Origin of the sequence: Streptomyces coeruleorubidus (assembly GCF_008705135.1) — a bacterium.
Taxonomy (GTDB): Bacteria; Actinomycetota; Actinomycetes; order Streptomycetales; family Streptomycetaceae; genus Streptomyces; species Streptomyces coeruleofuscus.
Map to the genome: position 1 here is coordinate 4720105 of NZ_CP023694.1, position 23275 is coordinate 4743379.

General features: G+C 68.3%; 18 protein-coding genes. 10 read left to right on the forward strand and 8 right to left on the reverse strand.

The features are described 5' to 3' along the window. Positions 1–39 precede the first annotated feature (39 nt). On the reverse strand, positions 40–1521 hold the full coding sequence (dnaB, locus tag CP976_RS21845) for a replicative DNA helicase (RefSeq protein WP_150481896.1): 1482 nt from the start codon (positions 1519–1521) through the stop codon (positions 40–42). 460 nt (positions 1522–1981) lie between these two features. Between dnaB and CP976_RS21850 the strand changes: the two genes are divergently transcribed. After that, positions 1982–3319 (forward strand): MATE family efflux transporter, encoded by a 1338-nt coding sequence (locus CP976_RS21850; RefSeq protein WP_167537386.1) that lies wholly within the window; start codon positions 1982–1984, stop codon positions 3317–3319. A gap of 137 nt (positions 3320–3456) precedes the next feature. On the opposite strand, the gene rplI is transcribed toward CP976_RS21850, so the two are convergent. From rplI to rpsF, 4 genes are all read right to left on the reverse strand, one after another. After that, complete coding sequence (gene rplI, locus CP976_RS21855) at positions 3457–3903, reverse strand: 50S ribosomal protein L9 (protein WP_086599149.1); 447 nt, start codon at positions 3901–3903, stop codon at positions 3457–3459. Between the two features lie 18 nt (positions 3904–3921). Continuing rightward, positions 3922–4158: a 30S ribosomal protein S18 gene (rpsR, locus tag CP976_RS21860; protein WP_003949403.1), complete on the reverse strand. Its 237-nt coding sequence runs from the start codon at positions 4156–4158 to the stop codon at positions 3922–3924. Positions 4159–4202: 44 nt separating this feature from the next. Beyond that, the gene (locus CP976_RS21865) at positions 4203–4802 is read right to left on the reverse strand and encodes a single-stranded DNA-binding protein (RefSeq protein WP_150481898.1); all 600 of its coding nucleotides are present in this window, start codon (positions 4800–4802) and stop codon (positions 4203–4205) included. Positions 4803–4873: 71 nt separating this feature from the next. Further along, entirely contained in the window at positions 4874–5164 is a 291-nt protein-coding gene (rpsF, locus tag CP976_RS21870; protein ID WP_030847098.1) for a 30S ribosomal protein S6, read from the reverse strand. A gap of 264 nt (positions 5165–5428) precedes the next feature. Between rpsF and CP976_RS21875 the strand changes: the two genes are divergently transcribed. From CP976_RS21875 to CP976_RS21885, 3 genes are all read left to right on the forward strand, one after another. Further along, positions 5429–5746, forward strand: a complete 318-nt coding sequence (locus CP976_RS21875; RefSeq protein ID WP_086846506.1) for a hypothetical protein — start codon at positions 5429–5431, stop codon at positions 5744–5746. A gap of 166 nt (positions 5747–5912) precedes the next feature. Beyond that, a complete protein-coding gene (femX, locus tag CP976_RS21880) occupies positions 5913–7034 on the forward strand; it encodes a peptidoglycan bridge formation glycyltransferase FemX (protein WP_086846504.1) in 1122 nt (373 codons plus the stop codon). A 65-nt stretch (positions 7035–7099) separates the two neighbouring features. After that, positions 7100–8131 (forward strand): alanine racemase, encoded by a 1032-nt coding sequence (locus tag CP976_RS21885; RefSeq protein ID WP_086846502.1) that lies wholly within the window; start codon positions 7100–7102, stop codon positions 8129–8131. A gap of 88 nt (positions 8132–8219) precedes the next feature. Here CP976_RS21885 and CP976_RS21890 read toward each other — a convergent pair whose 3' ends face one another. Both CP976_RS21890 and CP976_RS21895 read right to left on the reverse strand, forming a co-directional pair. Beyond that, entirely contained in the window at positions 8220–9731 is a 1512-nt protein-coding gene (locus CP976_RS21890) for a glycosyltransferase family 87 protein (protein ID WP_150485443.1), read from the reverse strand. A 121-nt stretch (positions 9732–9852) separates the two neighbouring features. Continuing rightward, positions 9853–12495, reverse strand: a complete 2643-nt coding sequence (locus CP976_RS21895) for a transglycosylase domain-containing protein (protein ID WP_208838940.1) — start codon at positions 12493–12495, stop codon at positions 9853–9855. A gap of 387 nt (positions 12496–12882) precedes the next feature. Here CP976_RS21895 and CP976_RS21900 point away from each other — a divergent pair, with 387 nt between their 5' ends. The 4 genes from CP976_RS21900 (at position 12883) to CP976_RS21915 (ending at position 16671) form a co-directional block, all read left to right on the forward strand. Next, entirely contained in the window at positions 12883–13557 is a 675-nt protein-coding gene (locus tag CP976_RS21900; RefSeq protein ID WP_150481899.1) for a PadR family transcriptional regulator, read from the forward strand. Positions 13558–13602: 45 nt separating this feature from the next. Continuing rightward, a complete protein-coding gene (locus CP976_RS21905) occupies positions 13603–14685 on the forward strand; it encodes an inositol-3-phosphate synthase (protein ID WP_086560472.1) in 1083 nt (360 codons plus the stop codon). A gap of 89 nt (positions 14686–14774) precedes the next feature. Next, complete coding sequence (locus CP976_RS21910; protein WP_150481900.1) at positions 14775–16037, forward strand: MFS transporter; 1263 nt, start codon at positions 14775–14777, stop codon at positions 16035–16037. A gap of 124 nt (positions 16038–16161) precedes the next feature. After that, positions 16162–16671, forward strand: coding sequence for a DUF1720 domain-containing protein (locus CP976_RS21915; protein WP_086846491.1), 510 nt, complete (start codon positions 16162–16164; stop codon positions 16669–16671). A gap of 99 nt (positions 16672–16770) precedes the next feature. On the opposite strand, the gene CP976_RS21920 is transcribed toward CP976_RS21915, so the two are convergent. Beyond that, positions 16771–18240: a CCA tRNA nucleotidyltransferase gene (locus tag CP976_RS21920; RefSeq protein ID WP_150481901.1), complete on the reverse strand. Its 1470-nt coding sequence runs from the start codon at positions 18238–18240 to the stop codon at positions 16771–16773. A gap of 257 nt (positions 18241–18497) precedes the next feature. On the opposite strand from CP976_RS21920, the gene CP976_RS21925 reads away from it, so the two are divergent. Together CP976_RS21925 and murJ are read left to right on the forward strand one after the other, a co-directional pair. Beyond that, on the forward strand, positions 18498–20894 hold the full coding sequence (locus CP976_RS21925; protein WP_150481902.1) for a DUF6049 family protein: 2397 nt from the start codon (positions 18498–18500) through the stop codon (positions 20892–20894). 43 nt (positions 20895–20937) lie between these two features. After that, positions 20938–23244, forward strand: coding sequence for a murein biosynthesis integral membrane protein MurJ (murJ, locus tag CP976_RS21930; protein WP_150481903.1), 2307 nt, complete (start codon positions 20938–20940; stop codon positions 23242–23244). Positions 23245–23275: the final 31 nt, after the last annotated feature.

The window sequence follows — 23275 nt, forward strand, 5'->3', positions numbered from 1 at the left end:
GGCCCGGCGAGTCGACCTCATTTCACCGCCGGCACCGGCTCAGGTCTGTGCCATGTCCACGAACCGCGAGTAGTGACCCTGGAACGCGACCGTGATCGTCGCCGTCGGGCCGTTTCGGTGCTTGGCCACGATCAGGTCGGCCTCGCCCGCGCGCGGCGACTCCTTCTCGTAGGCGTCCTCGCGGTGCAGCAGGATGACCATGTCGGCGTCCTGCTCGATGGAACCGGACTCACGCAGGTCGGAGACCATCGGCTTCTTGTCCGTGCGCTGCTCGGGGCCACGGTTCAGCTGCGAGAGCGCGATGACCGGGATTTCCAGCTCCTTGGCCAGCAGCTTGAGGTTACGGGACATGTCCGAGACCTCCTGCTGACGGCTCTCGGCCCGCTTGGAACCGCCGGACTGCATCAGCTGGAGGTAGTCGATGACCACCAGCCGCAGGTCGTTCCGCTGCTTGAGGCGGCGGCACTTGGCGCGGATCTCCATCATCGACAGGTTCGGGGAGTCGTCGATGTAGAGCGGGGCCGCCGAGACGTCCGGCATCCGCCGGGCCAGGCGGGTCCAGTCCTCGTCCGTCATCGTGCCCGACCGCATGTGGTGAAGGGCGACCCGGGCTTCGGCGGACAGCAGACGCATCGCGATCTCGTTGCGCCCCATTTCGAGCGAGAAGATCACGCTCGGCAGATTGTTCTTGATCGAGGCGGCCCGCGCGAAGTCCAGTGCGAGCGTGGACTTACCCATGGCGGGACGCGCGGCGATGACGATCATCTGGCCCGGGTGCAGCCCGTTCGTGAGCGAGTCGAAGTCCGTGAACCCCGTGGGCACACCGGTCATCTCACCGCTGCGCGAGCCGATCGCCTCGATCTCGTCGAGCGCACCCTCCATGATGTCGCCGAGCGGCAGATAGTCCTCGCTGGTGCGCTGCTCGGTGACCGCGTAGACCTCCGCCTGGGCGCGGTTGACGATCTCGTCGACGTCGTCGTCGGCCGCGTATCCCATCTGCGTGATGCGTGTGCCCGCCTCGACCAAGCGGCGCAGCACGGCCCGCTCATGGACGATCTCCGCGTAGTAGGCGGCGTTGGCGGCCGTGGGCACCGTCTGGACGAGGGTGTGCAGATACGAGGCTCCGCCGACCTTGTTGATCTCACCGCGCTTGGTGAGCTCGGCGGCGATCGTGATGGGGTCGGCCGGCTCGCCCTTGGCGTAGATGTCGAGGACGGCCTGGTAGATCGTCTCGTGGGCCGGCTTGTAGAAGTCGTGGCCCTTGAGGATCTCGACGACGTCGGCGATGGCGTCCTTGGAGAGCAGCATGCCGCCGAGGACGGACTGCTCGGCCTCGATGTCCTGCGGCGGTACCCGTTCGAACGCCGGGGAGGCGCCGCCGTCCCATGCGCCGTTGTCCCTGCCGCGCTCGTGCTGCTCGTCGCGGCCCCGGGCTCCCTCGCCACGTCGGCGGGAGGCGGGCAGACGATCACTGGGACCGCTGTCGGCCCACGGGTCGTCCAAGGGCTCGGAAATGCTCACCGAGCCACCTCCTCCCGTCCGCCGCAGCAGACCTCGCCGTGCCCCTCTTTTGTACGGCACGGCACTGACAAATGAGACGCCCAACTCCGGTTAGCCAGCGCCGGTTTTGTGACGTTTTGAAGACCGGCGGACGGAGCGGGCGCCGGACCACGGTAGGCCTGTCGGCACCGTCAGCCAATCTGGTTATCCACAGGCCATGTGGACGACGGCCCAGATGCTGTGGAGAACTCCTCAAAACCTGTGCACGACCCGGTGGACAGGCCTGTGAACAAGCACCGAGTCTCCTCCGACGGACGTCTCTGACCTGCGCATTTGCCGTCCACCGGTTGTGCAGAAGAAAAACTTTCCCAACCGGCGCAAGATCGCTTCGAATGGTGCACAGCAGTGCGTACCGCTGGACGGAAGGTAAGGGTTGCAAAACCTTTGCATCTCTTACCTGTGGACGATTAGATTGGTGCACATGACACAGGCCCCCGCGCGTCACCGAAGCGGCCGGAGACAGCACGACCGAGAGATCGTCTCGTTGGCCGTGCCGGCCTTCGGCTCTCTCGTCGCCGAGCCCCTCTTCCTCATGGCCGACACCGCGATCGTGGGCCATCTGGGCACGGCCCAACTCGCCGGCCTCGGCGTCGCCTCGGCCCTGCTGATGACCGCCGTCAGTGTCTTCGTCTTCCTCGCCTACGCCACGACAGCGGCGGTCGCCCGCCGCGTCGGCGCGGGCGACCTCCAAGCCGCCATCCGCCAGGGCATGGACGGCATCTGGCTGGCATTGCTCCTCGGCGCTGCCGTCGTCGCCGTCGTCATACCGACGGCGTCCGGCGTCGTGGACCTTTTCGGCGCCTCGGACGCGGCGGCTCCCTATGCCACCACGTACCTGCGCATCTCGGCGCTCGGCATACCGGCCATGCTCGTCGTCCTCGCCGCGACCGGTGTCCTGCGCGGCCTCCAGGACACCAAGACCCCTCTCTACGTCGCCATCGCCGGCTTCGTCGCCAACGGCGCTCTCAACGCGGGGCTCGTCTACGGCGCCGACCTGGGGATCGCCGGATCCGCCTGGGGCACCGTCATCGCCCAGTGGGGCATGGCCGTGGTCTATCTCGTGGTGGTCGTGCGCGGTGCGCGCAAGCACGGTGCCTCGCTCCGCCCGGACGCCGCTGGGATCAGGGCCTCTGCACAAGCCGGTGTGCCGCTGCTGGTTCGCACCCTCTCCCTGCGGGCGATCCTGATGATCGCCACGGCGGTCGCCGCCCGTCTCGGTGATGCCGACATCGCCGCACACCAGATCATCCTGTCCCTGTGGAGCCTGCTCGCCTTCGCCCTAGACGCCATCGCCATCGCGGGACAGGCCATCATCGGGCGCTACCTCGGAGCCGGTGACGCACAAGGCGCCCGCGATGCATGCCGTCGCATGGTCGAGTGGGGGATCGCCGTCGGAGTCGTCCTCGGCATCCTGGTCGTCATCGCCCGCCCGGCATTCCTGCCCTTGTTCACCAGTGACTCCGCGGTCAAGGACGCGGCGCTGCCCGCCCTGCTCATCGTCGCCCTCTCGCAGCCGATCTCCGGCATTGTCTTCGTCCTGGACGGGGTCCTGATGGGTGCTGGCGACGGCCCCTACCTGGCGTGGGCGATGCTGCTCACTCTCGCGGTCTTCACCCCGGTCGCCCTGCTGGTGCCGGTACTGGGCGGCGGGCTCACCGCCCTGTGGGCCACCATGACGCTGATGATGACCGTCCGGATGGTGACGCTGTGGCTCCGAACCCGCTCGGGCCGCTGGATCGTGACGGGCGCGACCCGCTGACCGCCGGGCTCGCCCTCGCTGACTGTTTCACGTGAAACACCGTGTTTCACGTGAAACGACGATGGCGCCGAAACGGCGATGGGGCCGCACCCCGAAGGGTGCGACCCCATCGCTCACTGCCTCAGCGAGCGCGACACTCAGGCCGCGACGACCTCGATGTTGACCTTGGCGGCAACCTCGGGGTGCAGACGCACGGACGTCTCGTGAGCGCCCAGCGTCTTGATCGGCGAGCCCAGCTCGATGCGGCGCTTGTCGACCTCGGGGCCACCGGAAGCCTTGATCGCGGAAGCGATGTCGGCCGGGGTGACGGAACCGAAGAGACGACCGGCGTCGCCGGAGCGGACGGCCAGACGAACCTTGACCGCCTCGAGCTGGCCCTTGATCTGGTTGGCCTGCTCGATGGTCTGGATCTCGTGGATCTTGCGAGCACGACGGATCTGCTCGACGTCCTTCTCGCCACCCTTGGTCCAGCGGATAGCGAAATTCCGCGGGATCAGGTAGTTGCGAGCGTAACCGTCCTTGACGTCGACGACGTCGCCCGCGGCACCGAGGCCGGAGACCTCGTGGGTGAGGATGATCTTCATGTGTCGGTCACCCTTCCCTTATCGCGCGGTGGAGGTGTAGGGCAGCAGCGCCATCTCACGGCTGTTCTTCACGGCCGTGGCGACGTCACGCTGGTGCTGGGTGCAGTTGCCGGTCACGCGGCGGGCACGGATCTTGCCGCGGTCGGAAATGAACTTCCGCAGCATGTTCGTGTCCTTGTAGTCCACGTACGTGACCTTGTCCTTGCAGAAAGCGCAGACCTTCTTCTTCGGCTTGCGCACAGGCGGCTTCGCCATGGTGTATCTCCTGTGTGATCAAGAAGTTGGGGTGCGAACCCGCCCTAGAAGGGGGGTTCGTCCGAGTAGCCGCCGCCACCGCCGCTGCCGCCGGAGCCACCGCCCCAGCCGCCGCCACCGCCCTGGTTGCCACCGGCAGGAGCGCCGGTCGCCCACGGGTCGTCGGCGGGAGCGCCGCCGCCCTGCTGGCCGCCACCGGGGCCGCCGCCCCAGCCGCCGCCACCCTGGGCGCCACCGCCACCGCCACCGCCGCCGCCGTAACCGCCCTGGCCACCGCGGCCGGTGGTCTTGGTGACCTTGGCCGTGGCATTGCGCAGGCTGGCGCCGACTTCCTCGACGTCCAGCTCGTAGACCGTGCGCTTGACGCCCTCACGGTCCTCGTAGGACCGCTGCTTCAGCCGGCCCTGCACGATGACGCGCATGCCTCGCTGGAGCGACTCGGCAACGTTCTCCGCCGCCTGACGCCAGACCGAGCAGGTCAGGAAGAGGCTCTCGCCGTCCTTCCACTCGTTCGTCTGGCGGTCGAAGGTGCGGGGAGTGGACGCGACACGGAACTTCGCGACGGCCGCACCGGAGGGGGTGAAGCGCAGCTCGGGGTCGTCGACAAGATTGCCGACCACCGTGATGACGGTCTCGCCTGCCATGGGGGAACCTCTCGGCGGGTTTGCTCTGGCTGCTTGCTACTCGAATCCCGGGATCAGCTGAGCGTGTGAGCTCAGTGGGTCTCGGGACGGAGGACCTTGGTCCGGAGGACCGACTCGTTCAGGTTCATCTGGCGGTCGAGCTCCTTGACGACCGCAGGCTCGGCCTGCAGGTCGATGACCGAGTAGATGCCCTCGGGCTTCTTCTTGATCTCGTACGCGAGACGACGACGGCCCCAGGTGTCGACCTTCTCGACCTTTCCGCCGCCGTCACGGACGACAGACAGGAAGTTCTCGATCAACGGAGAGACAGCGCGCTCCTCGACCTCGGGGTCGAGGATGACCATCACCTCGTAGTGACGCATGTGGAACCCACCTCCTTTGGACTCAGCGGCCACGGTCGTTCCGTGGCAGGAGGGTTGTGATGCGTAGGCAACGGTATCGGCCACCACTGACAATCGGGGGTTCCCTGGAGAAGCCCCTGCCGTGACATGGGCAGACACCGGTGCGGACGGTACAGACTACCCGCATAGCGGCTTGCGGTTGAAATCCGGCCGTCAGGGCAGCCAATCTGTACACATCGGGTGTGTATGGCGCTACGTTGCGCCGACTTTCGCAGGAGGTGCCCTATGGCACAGGCATTGCGACCCAACACCGCCGGCGGCCTCTTCGCCACGGACGGCAAGCCCCACCCCCTCCAGGACACCCTGCTCGCGGTGACCCTGGTGCTGGGCATCACGTCGTTCATCACGGCACTGGTCGACGAAGACCTGCATCTGCTGAGCTCCTGGACCGGCCTGGTGGGCATTCTCACCGGCGCGTACGGCCAGTGGGTCTCGGAGACGACCCGGGAGCGCTTCGGCCTGATCCTCGGCCTCGGTGCCGCGGGCGTCGGGTTCTTCCTGGGCATGGCGCACGGCGGTCTCTTCGGCGGTCTCCTCGACTGACGCCAGGGACACTCCTTCCGAACACTGAGTGCCGTCCCGGCCGTTCACGGGCCGGGGCGAAGGTTCCGTACGCCCAACCGGCGCGCATCCAAGGCGCAGTAGGCTTCGCGCGAGAGCCGGAGCCCCTGACCCTATGGGGACACACCAGCCCGAGGAGCGCCCCGAAATGAGCCTGACCCTGAGGACCATCAGTCGAGAGCAGCATCTGGCCTACATCCAGAGCCTGCCGTCGGCGAGCCACATGCAGGTCCCGGCCTGGGCTGACGTCAAGGCGGAGTGGCGCTCCGAGAACCTCGGGTGGTTCGACGACAGGACGGGCGAGCTGGTCGGTGCCGGCCTGGTCCTCTACCGGCAGCTCCCCAAGATCAAGCGCTACCTCGCCTACCTGCCCGAGGGCCCGGTCATCAACTGGTTCGCGCCGAATCTGCAGGAATGGCTCGAACCGATGCTGGCGCACCTGAAGCAGCAGGGCGCCTTCTCCGTGAAGATGGGCCCGCCGGTGATCATCCGGCGCTGGGAGGCCCCCTCCATCAAGGCGGGCATCCAGAACCCGGACGTCAAGCGCCTGCGTGACATCGAGGCCGACCACATCGAGCCGCGCGCCTTCGAGGTGGCCGACAAGCTGCGCCGCATGGGCTGGCAGCAGGGCGAGGACGGCGGCGCCGGCTTCGGAGACGTCCAGCCCCGCTACGTGTACCAGGTGCCGCTGGCGAACCGCTCCCTGGAAGAGGTCCACAAGAACTTCAACCAGCTGTGGCGCCGCAACATCAAGAAGGCCGAGAAGGCCGGCGTCGAGGTCGTCCAGGGCGGCTACCAGGACCTCGAGGAATGGCAGCGGCTGTACGAGATCACGGCCGTGCGCGACCACTTCCGGCCGCGCCCGCTGTCGTACTTCCAGCGCATGTGGACGGCCCTCAACAGCGAGGACCCCAACCGCATGCGGCTGTACTTCGCCCGGCACAACGGCGTGAACCTGTCGGCGGCGACGATGCTGATCGTCGGCGGGCACGTCTGGTACTCCTACGGCGCCTCCGACAACATCGGCCGCGAGGTCCGGCCCTCGAACGCGATGCAGTGGCGGATGCTGCGCGACGCCTACGCGCTCGGCGCCACCGTCTACGACCTGCGCGGTATCTCCGACTCGCTGGACGAGACCGACCACCTCTTCGGTCTGATCCAGTTCAAGGTGGGCACGGGCGGGCAGGCCGCCGAGTACCTCGGCGAGTGGGACTTCCCGCTGAACAAGCTCCTGCACAAGGCGCTCGACATCTACATGTCGCGCCGCTGATGTCACGTTCAGTGCTTCCATACCTCTGATACACGGCAACCACGAGAAAGGTTCCAGGTCCGGCCATGGCGCTCACGCTCTACGTCGACACCGCGCGCTGGCGGGCGCACCACAAGCACGTGCAGGAGCAGTTCCCCGGCCTCGTGCCGGTCTGCAAGGGCAACGGCTACGGCTTCGGGCACGAGCGGCTGGCTGAGGAGGCCACGCGGCTGGGCTCGGACGTCCTCGCCGTCGGCACGACGTACGAGGCCGCCCGGATCAAGGACTGGTTCGGCGGTGACCTGCTGGTGCTGACGCCGTACCGGCGCGGCGAGGAGCCCGTGCCCCTGCCGGACCGGGTCATCCGCTCGGTGTCGTCGATAGACGGCGTGTACGGCCTCGTCGGCGCCCGTGTGGTGATCGAGGTGATGTCCTCGATGAAGCGGCACGGCATCGGCGAGCAGGATCTGTCCCAGCTGCACGCCGCCATCGAGAACATCCGTCTGGAAGGCTTCGCGATCCACCTGCCGCTGGACCGCACCGACGGCTCGGACGCGGTCGAGGAGGTCATCGGCTGGATGGACCGGCTGCGCGCCGCCCGGCTGCCTCTGCACACCATGTTCGTCAGCCACCTCAAGGCCGAGGAACTCATCCGGCTCCAGCAGCAGTTCCCGCAGACGCGGTTCCGTGCCCGCATCGGCACGCGGCTGTGGCTGGGGGACCACGAGGCCACCGAGTACCGCGGCGCGGTCCTGGACGTCACGCGCGTGGCCAAGGGGGAGCGCTTCGGCTACCGGCAGCAGAAGGCGGCCTCCGACGGCTTCCTGGTGGTCGTGGCGGGCGGTACGTCGCACGGGGTGGGCCTGGAGGCCCCCAAGGCGCTGCACGGCGTCATGCCGCGCGCCAAGGGCGTCGCCCGGGCCGGCCTCGCGACGGTCAACCGGAACCTTTCTCCGTTCGTCTGGGGCGGCAAGCAGCGCTGGTTCGCCGAGCCGCCGCACATGCAGGTGTCGATCCTGTTCGTGCCCGCGGACGCCCCGGAGCCGAAGGTCGGCGAGGAGCTGGTGGCCCATCTGCGGCACACCACCACGCAGTTCGACCGGCTCATGGACCGCTGACCGGCGTACGCGCCGACGGGCCCAGCACAGCCGGCACAGCAAAAAGGCCGTACACGGTCTTCCGTGTACGGCCTTTCGCGCCGTTCGCTCAGAGCGAACCGCCCGTCGCGCCCCGCCTGCCCCATTCGACCTGCGGCCCGTCGAACTGAGCGGCCGCGTGCCGGGGAGGTCGAGCCGCGGGGCCGAGTACGAAGACGTCCTGAGCGCCGTCGAGCACTCCGCCCGAGGGATCGTCGTCCCCGGACCGGCGGACCGGGTCCCGGTCCGGCATGAAGATGTCGCGCACGACCATGACGCACAGGTACAGCGTGCCCAGCAGGTGCAGGCCGATGGCCCAGTGGTACCCGTCGGTGGGCAGCCCCTTGTGGGCGTCTCCGCTGGTCGTGTACGCGAGGTACATCCAGATCCCCAGGAAGTACGCCACCTCGCAGACCTGCCAGATCAGGAAGTCCCGCCACTTAGGCCGGGCCAGGGCGGCCAGGGGCACCAGCCACAGGACGTACTGCGGCGAGTAGACCTTGTTGGTGAGGATGAACGCCGCGACGATCAGGAAGGCGAGCTGGGCGAACCGCGGGCGGCGCGGAGCGGTCAGCGCGAGCACCGCGACACCCGCGCAGCACACCAGCATCAGCAGCGTGGCGAGCGTGTTGACGGTGTCGGTGCTGAGCGGGTCGTCCGAGTTCTGGGCCATGATCAGCCAGAAGGAACCGAAGTCCACGCCCCGTTCCTGGCTGAACGTGTAGAACTTCGACCAGCCCTCGAACGCGAAGAGCATCACCGGCCCGTTCACGACGACCCAGGCGACGATCGCACCGCCCACAGCCGTCCCGAACTCACGCCACTTGCCCGCGCGCCAGCACAGCACCAGCAGCGGCCCGAGGATAAGGAAGGGATAGAGCTTGGCGGCCGTGGCGAGTCCCAGCAGAACGCCGAAGGCGAGGGAGCGGCCACGCGACCACATCAGCATCGCCGCGGCCGTGAGGGCCACCGCCAGCAGGTCCCAGTTGATGGTCGCCGTCAGCGCGGCGGCAGGCGCCAGGGCGACGAGCAGACCGTCCCAGGGACGCCGGGCATGCGTGCGGGTCACGCACACGGCGATGACCGATGCGCACGCCATCAGCATCCCGGCGTTGACCATCCAGTACCACTGCTCCTGGTCCTGGATGCTGCCGCTGCCGGGCGTGAGCCAGGAGGCGACCTCCATGAAGACGCCGGTGAGCACCGGGTACTCCAGGTACTGCATGTCGCCGGGGAGCTTGTCGAAGTACGGCACGAGCCCGTCGGCGAAGCCACGCCCCTGGTAGAGGTGCGGGATGTCCGAGTAACACGCGTGCGTGTACTGGGAGCTGGCCCCGAAGAACCAGGCGCCGTTGTAGCAGGGCGCCTTCTGGACCAGGCCTAGGGCGAACATGCCGATCGCGACCAGCGCGATCACTCGCACGGGAGTCCACCTGGACGTCCCGAGCAGGGCACGCCGCCCGAGCGGGCCGCCGATCAGCTCGCTGCCGGCCGCGGCGACCTCGTCCTCGTGGGTCGGCCGCACCGGGTCCGGCTCATGGACGCTCGCTTGCGTCGATTCTGCACTGGCCATGCCGCACATCCTGCCGTACACGTCTGTCCATACGCCGAGGGCCGCCGCACCGGGTAGGTGCGGCGGCCCCTGTTTCACGTGAAACACCTTCGCGTTTCACGTGAAACACCCAAGCCGGGCGATCGGTCGGCTATCCCTCGGGGCCTCCGAAGATGCCTCCGTTGCCGTTGCCTCTGGTGTTGCCGACGTCCCCGCCCGTGTCGCTCGGCGAGGGCGAGGGCGACACGTCTCCGCCTGTACCTCCGCCGTTCTCCGTACCGCCGTCGTCCTCGCAGCCGAAGAACCCACAGGTGTCACTCGGCGAGGGCGACGGAAGCGTCGGGGTCTCGCTGGGCGTCGCGCTCGGCGACGAGGACGGGGTTTCGCTGGGCGTGATGCTCGGGGTCGGGGTCGGCGACGGAGCACCCACCGCGTCCTGGATATCGCCGATCTCCTCGGCTTCTGGGAAGCCGGGGTCGGGCTTGCCCTTCAGCGCCGCCTTCATGTACTCGGTCCACACCTCGGTGGGGGTGTCACCACCGTGGATGGACGGCTCACCCGCCGTGCCGTTCATGGAGAGCAGCTTGGCGCTCTTGGGGTCCTCACGGAACATCGCGACCGAGGTCGACAGTTGCTGGGTGTAGCCGACGAACCAGGCCGACTTGTTCTCGTCCGTCGTACCGGTCTTGCCGGCCGCCGTACGGCCCAGGGACAGGGCGTTCTTGCCCGTACCGTTCTGGATGACGTTCTCCAGGACGTCCGTGACGTTGTTCGCCACGTTCTCGGGCATCGCCTGTGTGATGCGCGGCTTGTCGAAGCCTTCGACTTCCTGCCCGTTGAGCTTGACGCTGGTCACCGAGTACGGGGCGGCCTGCTTGCCTGCGGCGGCGAACGTCGCGTAGGCGTCGGCCATGCGGATCGCGCTGGGGGTCGACGTACCGAGCGCGAACGACGGGTTGAGGGTGGCGAAGCTGGCGTCCAGGATGCCGGACTTCTCGGCCACGTCCCGCACGTTCCTCATCCCGACGTCCATGCCGAGCTGGACGAACGGGGTGTTGACGGACTGCTCCATCGCCTTACGCAGGGAGATGTAACCCCAGGGGCGGTCGCTCTCGTTCTTCTGGAGGAACGGTGTGTTGTCCTTCTTCATGACATAGGAGCCATCGTTGTTCCGGACCTTGAGACGGTCGTTGCCGTTGTACTTGCTGAGCGGCGAGAGAGGACCGTCACTCCGGTAGGTGCCGTGCTCCATCGCGGCGGCGAGCACGAACGGCTTCCACGTCGAACCGACGGGGACACCCGAGGTGTCCGCGTTGTTGTTGAAGTGGCCCTTCTCGTAACCCGCGCCACCGTAGAGCGCGACGATCGCGCCGTCCTTGGGCTTCACTGACGCCGCACCGAACTGGACGTGCTTGTCCAGCTCACGCTTCTCCGGATCCAGTTTTTCCTGCTCGACCTTCTTGACGGCCCTGGCCAGCGCCTCGACCTTGTTCTTGTCGAAGGTCGTCTTGATCTGGTAGCCGCCCTGGTCGAACTGCTTCTCCGTGATGTCGGAGTTGTTCAGGACATACTTCTTGGCCGTGTCCACCAGGTAGCTGATCTGGCCGGTCATGCCCTTGGTCGCCTTGCGGCCCTGGGGCGTGGGGTACTTGCTGATCGCCTTCTGGTAGTCGGTGTCCGAGAGCTTCTTGTCGTTGTGCATCTGCTGGAGGATCCAGCTCCAGCGCACCTTGGACCGCTTGAGGTTGTCCTTGGGGTTCGCCGAGGGGTCGAGACTCTCGTTGCCCGCGGGGTCGTAGTACGTCGGGCCCTTGAGCAGCGCGGCGAGGAAGGCGCACTCGCTCGGCTCGAGGTCTTCCGCGTTCTTGCCGTAGTAGGTCTGGGCGGCGGCCTGGATGCCGTAGGCGCCACGCCCGTAGTACGAGGTGTTGAGGTACCCCTGGAGGATCTCGTCCTTGGTGAGCTTCGTGCCCACCTTGATCGAGATGAACATCTCCTTGAACTTACGGCTGACTGTCTGTTCCTGGCTCAGGTATGTGTTCTTGACGAACTGCTGGGTGATCGTCGACCCACCCTGCGTGTCAGCGCCCCGGGCCATGTTCGCCAAGGCGCGGGCGATACCCATGGGGTCGACGCCCGAGTCCTGGTAGAACGTCTTGTTCTCGGCGGAGATCACCGCCTGCTGCATGGCCTTGGGGATCTTGTCGATCGTGACGTTCTGCCGGTTCTGGCCGCTGCCCGTCGCGACCATCTGCTTGCCGTTGGACCAGTAGTAGACGTTGTTCTGCGACCGGGCTGCCGCGTTCTCCTCGTTGGGGACGCCCACCATGGCGTACCCGATGCCCGCCACGGCCACCAGGCTGCCGAAGAAGCCGATGCACAGACCGGAGACGAGCTTCCAGGACGGCAGCCAGCGCTGCCAGCCGTACTTGCCGGCTCGCGGATAGTCGATCAGCCGCTTCCTGTCGGAGACAGCTGCCGCACGCCCGGGACCCCGCCCGGGCCCCGTAGGCCCGCCCGGGGCGGCGCGTCGGCCACCACGGCCCGGTTCGGCCGCTCTGCGGCGGCCGCCTCCGGTACTTCTCTGCGCCGCACGACGGGCCTCGGCACGGCCGCCGTACGCACGCTCCTCACCCCCCGCGTCATAGGAGCCCGACCCATAGGAGTCGGACGGAGACCCGGTGGCGCCTCGCGGGGCCGCGCGGCGGCCGGAGGACGAGCCGGACTGGCCGCGTCGGGCCGCGGCACGTCCGCCTCCCTGCGGCTGCGGCGGTTTGCGACGGTGCTCGCTCATCGAACGACTACTCCTCGGGCAGGCGCACCCTTGCGCGCCTGGAAACGGCGGCTGGTTTCCGGTCCCCCCGAAGTACGGATGCGGTCGGCTCCGCATTCATCGGTCCCGCATGCACCCGTACTACACCGAAGACGACGACGCTCTCAGGCGTCACTTGGTTCCCGGTGATGTGCATGGCGCACAGACTACGCACCGCCAAAACCTGCCGAGGACTGAACTTCACCTCAAACCAGGCAACTCGCGTCCGATGAATCGGTGATGTGATCCCGTTCACCACACCTCCTCTTGTCGCATCCGGAAGGCCGTTCTATCGTCGAGATGTATCGAGTCGATACATCAGCGCGACACATCGGTCCGACATATCGGGTTGGCAGAGAGGAGGCGACGATGAGCCGGCGTTCCGGGATCCTCGAGTTCGCCGTACTCGGCCTGCTCCGCGAATCTCCGATGCACGGCTATGAGCTGCGCAAACGACTCAACACGTCACTGGGTGTGTTCCGTGCGTTCAGCTACGGGACGCTCTACCCCTGCCTCAAGACGCTGGTCGCCAACGGCTGGCTGATCGAGGAGCCGGGGAACGACACCGAGGCCGCTCCCCTCACCGGCCGCCGCGCCAAGATCGTCTACCGGTTGACGGCGGAGGGCAAGGAGCACTTCGAGCAGCTGCTCTCGCAGACCGGGCCCGACGCGTACGAGGACGAGACGTTCGCCGCCCGTTTCGCTTTCTTCGGCCAAACCTCACGCGACGTGCGCATGCGCGTGCTGGAGGGCCGCCGCAGCCGGCTGGAGGAGCGCCTGGAGAAGATGCGCCTCTCCCTGGCCCGGACCCGGGAGCGCCTCGACGACTACACGCTTGAGCTCCAGCGCCACGGGATGGAGTCCGTGGAGCGCGAAGTGCGCTGGCTGAACGAGCTCATCGAGAGCGAACGGGCGGGACGGGACCTGAAGGGTCCCGCCTCCGGGGAGCCCGGTTCGCGTGACACCACATCTGGAGCGTCGGGCGGCCTGCCCCGGCCGGGGGACGACCCCCGTCCGGATACGCCCGACGACACCGCCACGTGAGAGCCCGTTGAAGGGCCTCACTCGTACACACAGGGAGCAACCGGAATGGGTTCGGTCCGCGTAGCCATCGTCGGTGTGGGCAACTGCGCCGCATCGCTGGTGCAGGGAGTCGAGTACTACAAGGACGCCGACCCGGCGTCCAAGGTGCCGGGCCTGATGCACGTCCAGTTCGGCGACTACCACGTCCGCGACGTCGAGTTCGTCGCCGCGTTCGACGTGGACGCCAAGAAGGTCGGTCTCGACCTGGCGGACGCCATCGGCGCCTCCGAGAACAACACCATCAAGATCTGCGACGTACCCAGCACCGGCGTGACGGTGCAGCGCGGCCACACCCTCGACGGCCTCGGCAAGTACTACCGGGAGACCATCGAGGAGTCCGCCGAGGAGCCGGTCGACGTCGTCCAGGTCCTCAAGGACAAGCAGGTCGACGTCCTCGTCTGCTACCTGCCCGTCGGTTCCGAGGACGCGGCGAAGTTCTACGCCCAGTGCGCCATCGACGCCAAGGTCGCGTTCGTCAACGCGCTGCCGGTCTTCATCGCCGGCACCAAGGAGTGGGCGGACAAGTTCACCGAGGCGGGCGTCCCGATTGTCGGCGACGACATCAAGTCCCAGGTCGGCGCCACCATCACGCACCGCGTCATGGCGAAGCTGTTCGAGGACCGGGGCGTCGTCCTGGACCGCACGATGCAGCTGAACGTCGGCGGCAATATGGACTTCAAGAACATGCTGGAGCGCGACCGCCTGGAGTCCAAGAAGATCTCCAAGACGCAGGCCGTGACCTCCCAGATCCGCGACCGCGACATGGGCGCGGACAACGTCCACATCGGCCCGTCCGACTACGTGGCCTGGCTGGATGACCGCAAGTGGGCGTACGTCCGCCTGGAGGGCCGTGCGTTCGGTGACGTCCCGCTGAACCTGGAGTACAAGCTCGAGGTCTGGGACTCCCCGAACTCGGCCGGCGTCATCATCGACGCCCTGCGCGCCGCGAAGATCGCCAAGGACCGCGGCATCGGCGGCCCCGTGCTCTCCGCGTCGAGCTACTTCATGAAGTCCCCGCCCGTCCAGTACTACGACGACGAGGCCCGCGAGAACGTCGAGAAGTTCATCAAGGGTGAAGTCGAGCGCTGAGGCGCCGCAACCAGTCGCTCCTGCCAGGGCTGTGAGGGTCTCCGGGTCGTACGACCCGGGGGCCCTCTCCGTATGTGAGGCTGTGCCCCATGGCCGTCGTCCGTGACCTGCGTGTCCTGTTGCGTTTCCAGGGCTTCAGGCGTCTGCTCGGCGTGCGCCTGCTCTCCCAGGGCGCCGACGGCGTCTACCAGGTCTCACTCGCCGCGTACGTGGTCTTCTCGCCGGAGAAACAGACCTCGGCGGCCGCGGTCGCCTCCGCCATGGCGGTGCTGCTGCTCCCGTACTCCCTCGTCGGCCCCTTCGCCGGTGTCCTGCTGGACCGCTGGCGACGCCGCCAGGTCCTGCTGTACGGCAGCCTGCTGCGCGCCCTGCTGGCCGCCGCCACGGCTCTGCTGATACTCAGTCCGGCTCCGGACTGGCTCTTCTACGTCTCCGCCCTGTGCGTCACCGCCGTCAACCGTTTCGTCCTCTCCGGCCTGTCCGCCGCGCTGCCCCGTGTGGTCGACGCCGAGCGCCTCGTCCTCGCCAACTCCCTTTCCCCGACCGCCGGGACGCTGGCGGCGACCGCGGGCGGCGGTATCGCCTTCGTCGTCCGCCTGTTCGTGGCGGACTCCGATGCCGCCGTGGTGCTCGTGGGGGCCGTGCTGTATCTGTGCGCCGCCCTGGCGTCGCTCAGCATGGCGCGTGAACTCCTGGGCCCCGACCGGACCTTGGTGCGCGAGCCGATCGGTACGGCTCTCAGAGGCACCGCTCGCGACCTGGTGGCGGGGGTACGTCACCTGGCCGCGCCGCAGCGCCGGGAAGCGGCCTGGGCGCTTCTGGCGATGGCGCTGATGCGCTTCTGCTACGGCGCCCTGCTGGTGATGCTGCTGATGCTCTGCCGGTACGCGCTCACCACGACCACGGACGACGGACTCGCCCTGCTCGGGCTGGCGTTGGGCGTCTCCGGCGCCGGCTTCTTCGCGGCGGCCGTAGTGACGCCCTGGGCCGCCGGCCGGCTCGGGCCGGGCCGCTGGATCGTCGTGTGCGCGGGGGCCGCCGCTCTCCTGGAGCCCGCTCTGGGGCTGCCGTTCGCCACTGCCCCTCTGCTGGCCGCGGCCTTCGTCCTGGGTCTGACCACCCAGGCGGCGAAGATCTCCACGGACACGATCGTCCAGTCCTCCGTCGAGGACGGCTTCCGTGGCCGGATCTTCTCGGTCTACGACGTCCTTTTCAACGTCGCTTTCGTCGGAGCCGCCGCCGTCGCCGCCCTGATGCTGCCGCCGGACGGCCGATCCGTGCCTCTGGTGGTCACGATCGCCGTTATCTACGCGGCAGTAGCTGTGACTATGGGCCGGTTTGGGCGCCAGTAAGTGTCACATCAATGACACAGAGCCACATCTGGCTACTGCGGTGTCAGTGGGGACCGATAACTTACGTGGGTCTTATCTCGCGACATGTTCGCGTCACTCACCCATGTTCAAGGGGGACCTCGAAGTGACTACTCCGCCGCCCCAGGGCAACCCGTTCGCGCAGGGCCAGCCCGCGGGTCAGCCCCAGGCTCCGTACCCACCGCAGGGGGGCTACCCCCAGCAGCCCGGCCAGCCTGGCTTCCCGCCGCAGGGTGCGGCTCCGTACGCGCCGGTTCCGCCGCAGCCGACCGGCCGCAAGCTCAGCTTCAAGACCATCAAGAACATCGCCATCGTCATCGCGGTGGCGAGCATCGCCATCGGCGGCTACATAGCCAGCCGGGACGACGCCAAGACGGCGGCCGTCGGCGACTGCATGCACCGTGGCAGCACCAACGACAACAACCCGGACCTCGAGGTCGTCGAGTGCAGCGACGCGAAGGCTCAGTTCGAGGTGCTGGCCAAGATCGAGGGCAAGTTCCTCACGGACACCCTGGCCTCCAGCAAGTGCGAGGCGGAAGCCAAGGGCTTTCAGTACGTGTACACCGAGAGCGGTGACGGCAAGGACTTCCTGCTCTGCCTGAAGGACAAGAAGTAAGGCAGGACACAGCGAGGGGCGGTGTTTCACGTGAAACACCGCCCCTCGATCCGCCTCGGGGGCATGTTTCACGTGAAACATGCCCCCGGTTTCACAGCCTCAGCCTTCCTGCCCGGCCCACCACTCCTTGAGCGCGGCCACCGCGGAATCGTGCTCCATCGGCCCGTTCTCCAGGCGCAGCTCCAGCATGTGCTTGTACGCGCGGCCGATGACCGGACCGGGTCCGACACCGAGGATTTCCATGATCTGGTTGCCGTCGAGGTCGGGGCGGATCGAGTCCAGCTCCTCCTGCTCCTGAAGCTTGGCGATCCGCTCCTCCAGACCGTCGTACGCACGCGACAGGGCCGCCGCCTTGCGCTTGTTGCGTGTAGTGCAGTCCGAGCGGGTCAGCTTGTGGAGGCGGTCGAGGAGCGGGCCGGCGTCACGGACGTAGCGGCGGACCGCCGAGTCCGTCCACTCGCCGGTGCCGTAGCCGTGGAAGCGCAGGTGGAGTTCGACCAGACGTGAGACGTCCTTCACCAGCTCGTTGGAGTATTTCAGCGCCGTCATGCGCTTCTTGGTCATCTTCGCCCCGACCACCTCGTGGTGGTGGAACGAGACCCGGCCGTCCTTCTCGAAGCGACGCGTGCGGGGCTTGCCGATGTCATGCAGCAGGGCGGCCAGACGGAGGGTCAAGTCGGGACCGTCGTCCTCCAGCGCCATCGCCTGCTCCAGGACGATCAGCGTGTGGTCGTAGACATCCTTGTGCCGGTGGTGCTCATCACGCTCCAGGCGCAGGGCCGGCAGCTCGGGCAGCACGCGGTCGGCGAGGCCCGTCTCGACGAGCAGCGACAGACCCTTGCGCGGGTACGGCGACAGGATCAGCTTGTTCAGCTCGTCCCGCACCCGCTCGGCCGAGACGATCTCGATACGCCCGGACATCTCGCTCATCGCCGCGACCACCTCAGGGGCGACCTCGAAGTCGAGCTGAGCCGCGAAGCGCGCGGCCCGCATCATCCGCAGCGGATCGTCCGAGAAGGACTCCTCCGGGGTGCCCGGAGTACGCAGCACACGCGACGCGAGGTCCTCGAGCCCGCCGTGCGGATCGATGAACTCCTTCTCCGGCAGCGCGACGGCCATCGCGTTCACCGTGAAGTCACGGCGGACGAGGTCCTCCTCGATGGAGTCGCCGTACGACACCTCGGGCTTGCGTGAGGTCCGGTCGTACGCCTCCGACCGGTAGGTGGTCACCTCGATCTGGAAAGGTCGATCAGCGTCTCCGACGCGGGCGTTCTTCTGCGCTCCGACCGTGCCGAAGGCGATCCCGACCTCCCAGAGGGCGTCCGCCCACGGGCGCATGATCTTGAGTACGTCTTGGGGGCGGGCGTCGGTCGTGAAGTCCAGGTCATTGCCGAGCCGGCCCAGCAGCGCGTCCCGGACCGAGCCGCCGACCAGGGCAAGTGAGAACCCGGCCTCCTGGAAGCGACGGGCAAGGTCGTCGGCGACAGGAGCGACCCGCAGCAGTTCACTTACCGCGCGGTTCTGCACCTGGCTCAGGGCACTGGGCGTTTCTTCGTTGGCGTTCGGCACAACAGAAGAGGGTACGTGGCCCGGGCGCCCCCGAGCGCCCCCTATTCCGCGTGCAGACACGTCCGTCAATACGCGCACAAGGGATGCCCCTGCCCTGTAGACAACCACTATCTGTCATACGGCAACATTCCGGACAGCACGGCGTCGGGCAACGATCTTGTGGAACGGACCGCGGCACTTCCCCTCAGCGCGCATCGTTACCATGCGTGGACGCACATTCCGACGACCACTGACGACGACGAGGGACGGGCGAGCGCGTGGCCGAGGCGGCAGACTTCCAGGGGACCAGTGCCTCACCTGCCCGCCGGTGGCTGCGGCGCACCGGGGCGCTGCTCGCCGGTGCGCCCCTGCTGGCCGGACTCCTCCAGCTGCCCGCCGCGACGCCGGCGGACGCGTCCGGGCAGGAGTCCCCGCAGGCTGCCTCCGGCGCGGGCTCGGTGTCCGTCGCTGTCGACTCGCTCACCCCCAGCACTCCCAGCGAGGGGGACACGGTGAGCGTGACGGGCACGGTGACCAACAACGGCAAGCAGCCGGTCACCGACGCCCACGTCGACCTGCGGGTGGGGCCCTCGCTCGACACCCGCTCCTCCATCGACGCCCTCGCCAAGAAGAGCGACGACGTCCAGGGCCCCGCAGGCAAGGCCGTCGGCGGCAAGTACACCGAGAAGTTCTCCAAGCTCACTCCCGGCGTCGCGGAGCCCTTCAACATCTCCGTACCGGTCGACGAGCTGGACCTCGGCCAGGACGGTGTCTACCAGCTGGCCGTCGCGCTCTCCGGTGAGACCGCAGCGCAGCCCTGGGACCAGGTTCTCGGCGTCCAGCGCACGTTCCTGCCGTGGCAGCCGGAGGAGGCCGGCACCAAGACGAAGACCACGTTCCTGTGGCCGCTCGTCTCCGACGTCCACATGACGGCCGAGACGGGGTCGAACGAGCAGCAGACGCCGGTCTTCAGCAACGACGACCTCGCCGAGGAGATCTCCCCGGGCGGCCGCCTCGACCAGATGGTGTCGCTGGGCAAAGGTCTCGACGTCACCTGGGTGATCGACCCGGACCTGCTGGCGTCCGTCGACGCGATGACGAAGAACTACGAGGTCAGGGGCGAGGACGGCGCCACCACCTCCGGCCGCGGCCAGGCGGTCGCCAAGCAGTGGCTCTCCGAGCTCCAGCAGGCGGTGGCGGGCAAGGAGGTCGTCGCCCTGCCGTTCGGTGATCCGGACCTGGCCTCCCTCGCCCACAACGGCACGACCGTCACGGGCTCGCTGAGCCACCTCAAGGAGGCCACCGACGCCGTCGACAACACGGTGCCGACGATCCTCCACACGAAACCGTCCACGGACTTCGCGTGGCCCGTGGACGGCGCCGTCGACCCGTCGATCATGAAGGTCGCGACCTCCGCGGGCGCCGACAAGGTGATCGCCCGCAGCGACAGCCTCCAGGACAATCTGTCGTACACGCCGTCCGCGGCACGGCCCATCGGCGGCGGCACCACGGCGGTCGTCGCGGACTCCAGGATGTCCACGGCGTTCCAGGGCGACCTGACAAAGGCCTCCGCGTCCACGCTCGCCGTGCAGCGCTTCCTGGCGCAGAGCCTGACGCTCGGACTCCAGACCGGCAAGCAGCGCAGCGTCGTCGTCGCACCACAGCGCACCCCCTCCGTGAACCAGGCGCAGGCGATGGCCGAGGCCCTGGGGACCCTCCAGGGCGGGAACTGGTCCGAGTCGCAGGACCTCACGGCCGCCGCCAAGGCCAAGCCGGACCCGGCGGCCAACAGGAAGGTGCCGTCCGCCCGGGCGTATCCCCCTTCGCTGCGCAAGCAGGAGCTGCCGCGAGCCGCCTTCGAGCAGATCGCGAGGACGCGGGACAACCTCGACAACTTCAAGGTGATCCTCACCGACGAGTCCCGGGTGGTCACCCCCTTCGGTCGGGCCATGAACCGCGAGATGTCCACGTCGTGGCGAGGCCGCGGCGTCGCGGCCGTGGGATACCGGGACGACGTCGAGTCCTACCTCGACGGGCTGATCGACGGGGTCAAGCTGATCAAGAAGTCGGAGACCAAGCTCTCCGGCCGCAGCGCGACGATCCCGGTGACCGTCCAGAACAACCTGGTCCAAGGCGTCGAGCACCTGGAGCTGCGGCTCACGTCGCAGAACCCGACGCGACTCAAGATCGGCGGCAACGCCTACGAGGAGCAGCGGGTCGCCGTGAACGGCGGGCACAGCCAGTCGGTGAAGTTCACCACGTCCGCCAACGCCAACGGCCGGGCGAAGGTGGAGGCCCAGCTGTACACGGAGGACGGCCGGAAGTACGGCGAGCCCGTCACCTTCGAGGTGAAGGTCACCGAGGTCACCCCCACCGTGATGCTGGTCATCGGCGGCGGCGTCCTGCTCCTGGTCCTCGCCGGCTTCCGCATGTACACCCAGCGCAAGCGCGCCGCCGCCCGCGACGAGGCCGAGGACGCCGCCGGGGAAGCGGACGACGACGTCGACAACCCGGTCGCCGCTTCGCAGAACCCGCAAGCCCCGGGCGACCGTCTCAAGGAGGAGTCCGAAGCCGGCTCGCGGGCAGACGCCCCGCAGCAGCCGAGTGACCCGGCCCCGGACACCGCAGCGGAAAGCGCCGACCCGTCCGGCACGGGTGAGAGAGTGGACCGTTGAGAAGTCGTGGCCGGTGGGCCCGGGACGATGAGGTGGGGTAACCATGAACGCGCCGTACGACGGTGACCACGGCCGTGGCGTGGGCAGCTCGGGCTACCCCGAGTCGGGCGGGCCCGAGGGCCCGCAGCCCGAGCACGGCCAGGTGCCGCCGCAGCCGCCCGCGGACATGTACCTCCAGGACGCCTACGCCCAGGACCCCTACCGGGCACAGGACCTCTCCGCCCAGGACCCGGTCGCCGAGGCTCACTACGACCGCGCCGCGCACCCCCCGCCCCCTCCTGGCACGTACGAGCCGCAGCAGCAGCTCTACGCCCAGCCGCCGCAGTCGCCGTACGCGCCCGACCCGCGGGTGTGGGCCCAGACGCCCCCGCCGGAGCCGGAGGGCCCGACGCGTCACCTGCCGTACGGCGACGACGCCCGGACCACCCAGTTCGTGGGCGTGGACGATCTCGTCTCCCAGGCGGGCGAGCCGCGCCAGGAGCCGGACGCTTTCGCGCATCTCTTCCGGGACCAGCAGCAGGGCAGCGGCCACCCCTCCTACGAGTCGCCCTCGGTCCCCGGCCCGTCCCCGGCCCCGGGCCAGATGGCGCAGGGGCAGTACGCGGCGCACGGGCAGTACGGGGCGGGCCAGTACCCGGCTCCCGGCGAGACCGTGGCGACGCCGGCGGTGGACGACACCCGCGCGCCGGAGCCCGCGGCCTCACCCGCTCCGAAGAAGGGCGGCCGCGCCGCGGGCCTGATGAAGTCCAGCGCCGTGATGGCGGCGGGCACGATGGTCTCCCGCCTCACCGGCTTCATCCGCTCCGCGCTGATCGTGTCGGCCATCGGCGTCGGTTTCCTCGGTGACACCTTCCAGATCGCCTACCAGCTGCCGACGATGCTCTACATCCTCACGGTCGGTGGCGGTCTCAACTCCGTCTTCGTTCCGCAGCTGGTCCGCGCCATGAAGGAGGACGAGGACGGCGGCGAGGCGTACGCCAACCGCCTGCTGACCCTCGTCATGGTGGCGCTCGGGGCACTCACCGCGCTGGGGATCTTCGGCGCGCCGCTCCTGATCCGCATGATGTCCCCCTCGATCGCCAGCGACCCCGCGGCGAACCAGGTCGCCATCACCTTCGCCCAGTACTTCCTGCCCTCGATCTTCTTCATGGGCGTCCACGTGGTGATGGGCCAGATCCTCAACGCCCGCGGGAAGTTCGGCGCGATGATGTGGACCCCGGTCCTGAACAACATCGTCATCATCGCGACGCTGGGCATGTTCATCTACGTCTACGGCACCGCCGCCGACTCCCAGATGAATGTCACGAGCATCCCGCCAGAGGGCCAGCGCCTCCTCGGCGTCGGTGTCCTCCTCGGCCTCGTGGTCCAGGCGCTGGCGATGATCCCCTACCTGCGCGAGACCGGCTTCCGGCTGCGGCTGCGCTTCGACTGGAAGGGCCAGGGCCTCGGCAAGGCCGTCACGCTCGCCAAGTGGACGGTCCTGTTCGTCCTGGCCAACCAGGCGGGCGCCATGGTCGTCGTCTGGCTGTCCACCGCGGCGGGCAAGGCCTCGGACGTCGACGGCACCGGCTTCTCCGCCTATGCCAACGCACAGCTGATCTGGGGCCTGCCGCAGGCCATCATCACGGTCTCCCTCATGGCCGCCCTGCTGCCGCGTCTGTCGCGCTCGGCGGCCGAGGGCGACGGCGGCGCCGTGCGCGACGACATCTCCCAGGGCCTGCGCAACACGGCGGTCGCCATCGTGCCGATCGCGTTCGGTTTCCTCTCGCTCGGCATCCCCATGTGCACGCTGATGTTCGGCTCCTCGGGCACCAGCGAGGCCACCAACATGGGCTTCATGCTGATGGCGTTCGGTCTCGGTCTGATTCCGTACTCCGTGCAGTACGTCGTCCTGCGCGCCTTCTACGCCTACGAGGACACTCGAACTCCCTTCTACAACACGGTCATCGTGGCCGCCGTCAACGCGGGTGCCTCGGCGGTCTGCTACTTCGTCATGCCGTCGCGCTGGGCCGTGGTCGGCATGGCCGCCTCGTACGGCCTGGCCTACGCGATCGGCGTCGGCGTCGCCTGGCGCCGGCTGCGCAAGCGGCTGGGCGGGGAACTCGACGGCGCCCGTGTTCTGCGGACTTACGCCCGGCTGTGCATCGCGTCGGTCCCGGCGGCCCTGCTCAGCGGCGCGGCCTGCTACGGCATCGGCCGCACGCTCGGTCAGGGCGTCGTGGGCTCGCTCGCCGCGGTGCTGACGGGTGGTGCCGTTCTGCTCGTGATCTTCTTCGTCGCCGCCCGGCGCATGCGCATCGAGGAACTCAACTCGCTGGTCGGCATGGTCCGCGGACGGCTGGGACGCTGAGTCGGGGGGGTAGGCGCACAACCATCGTCAG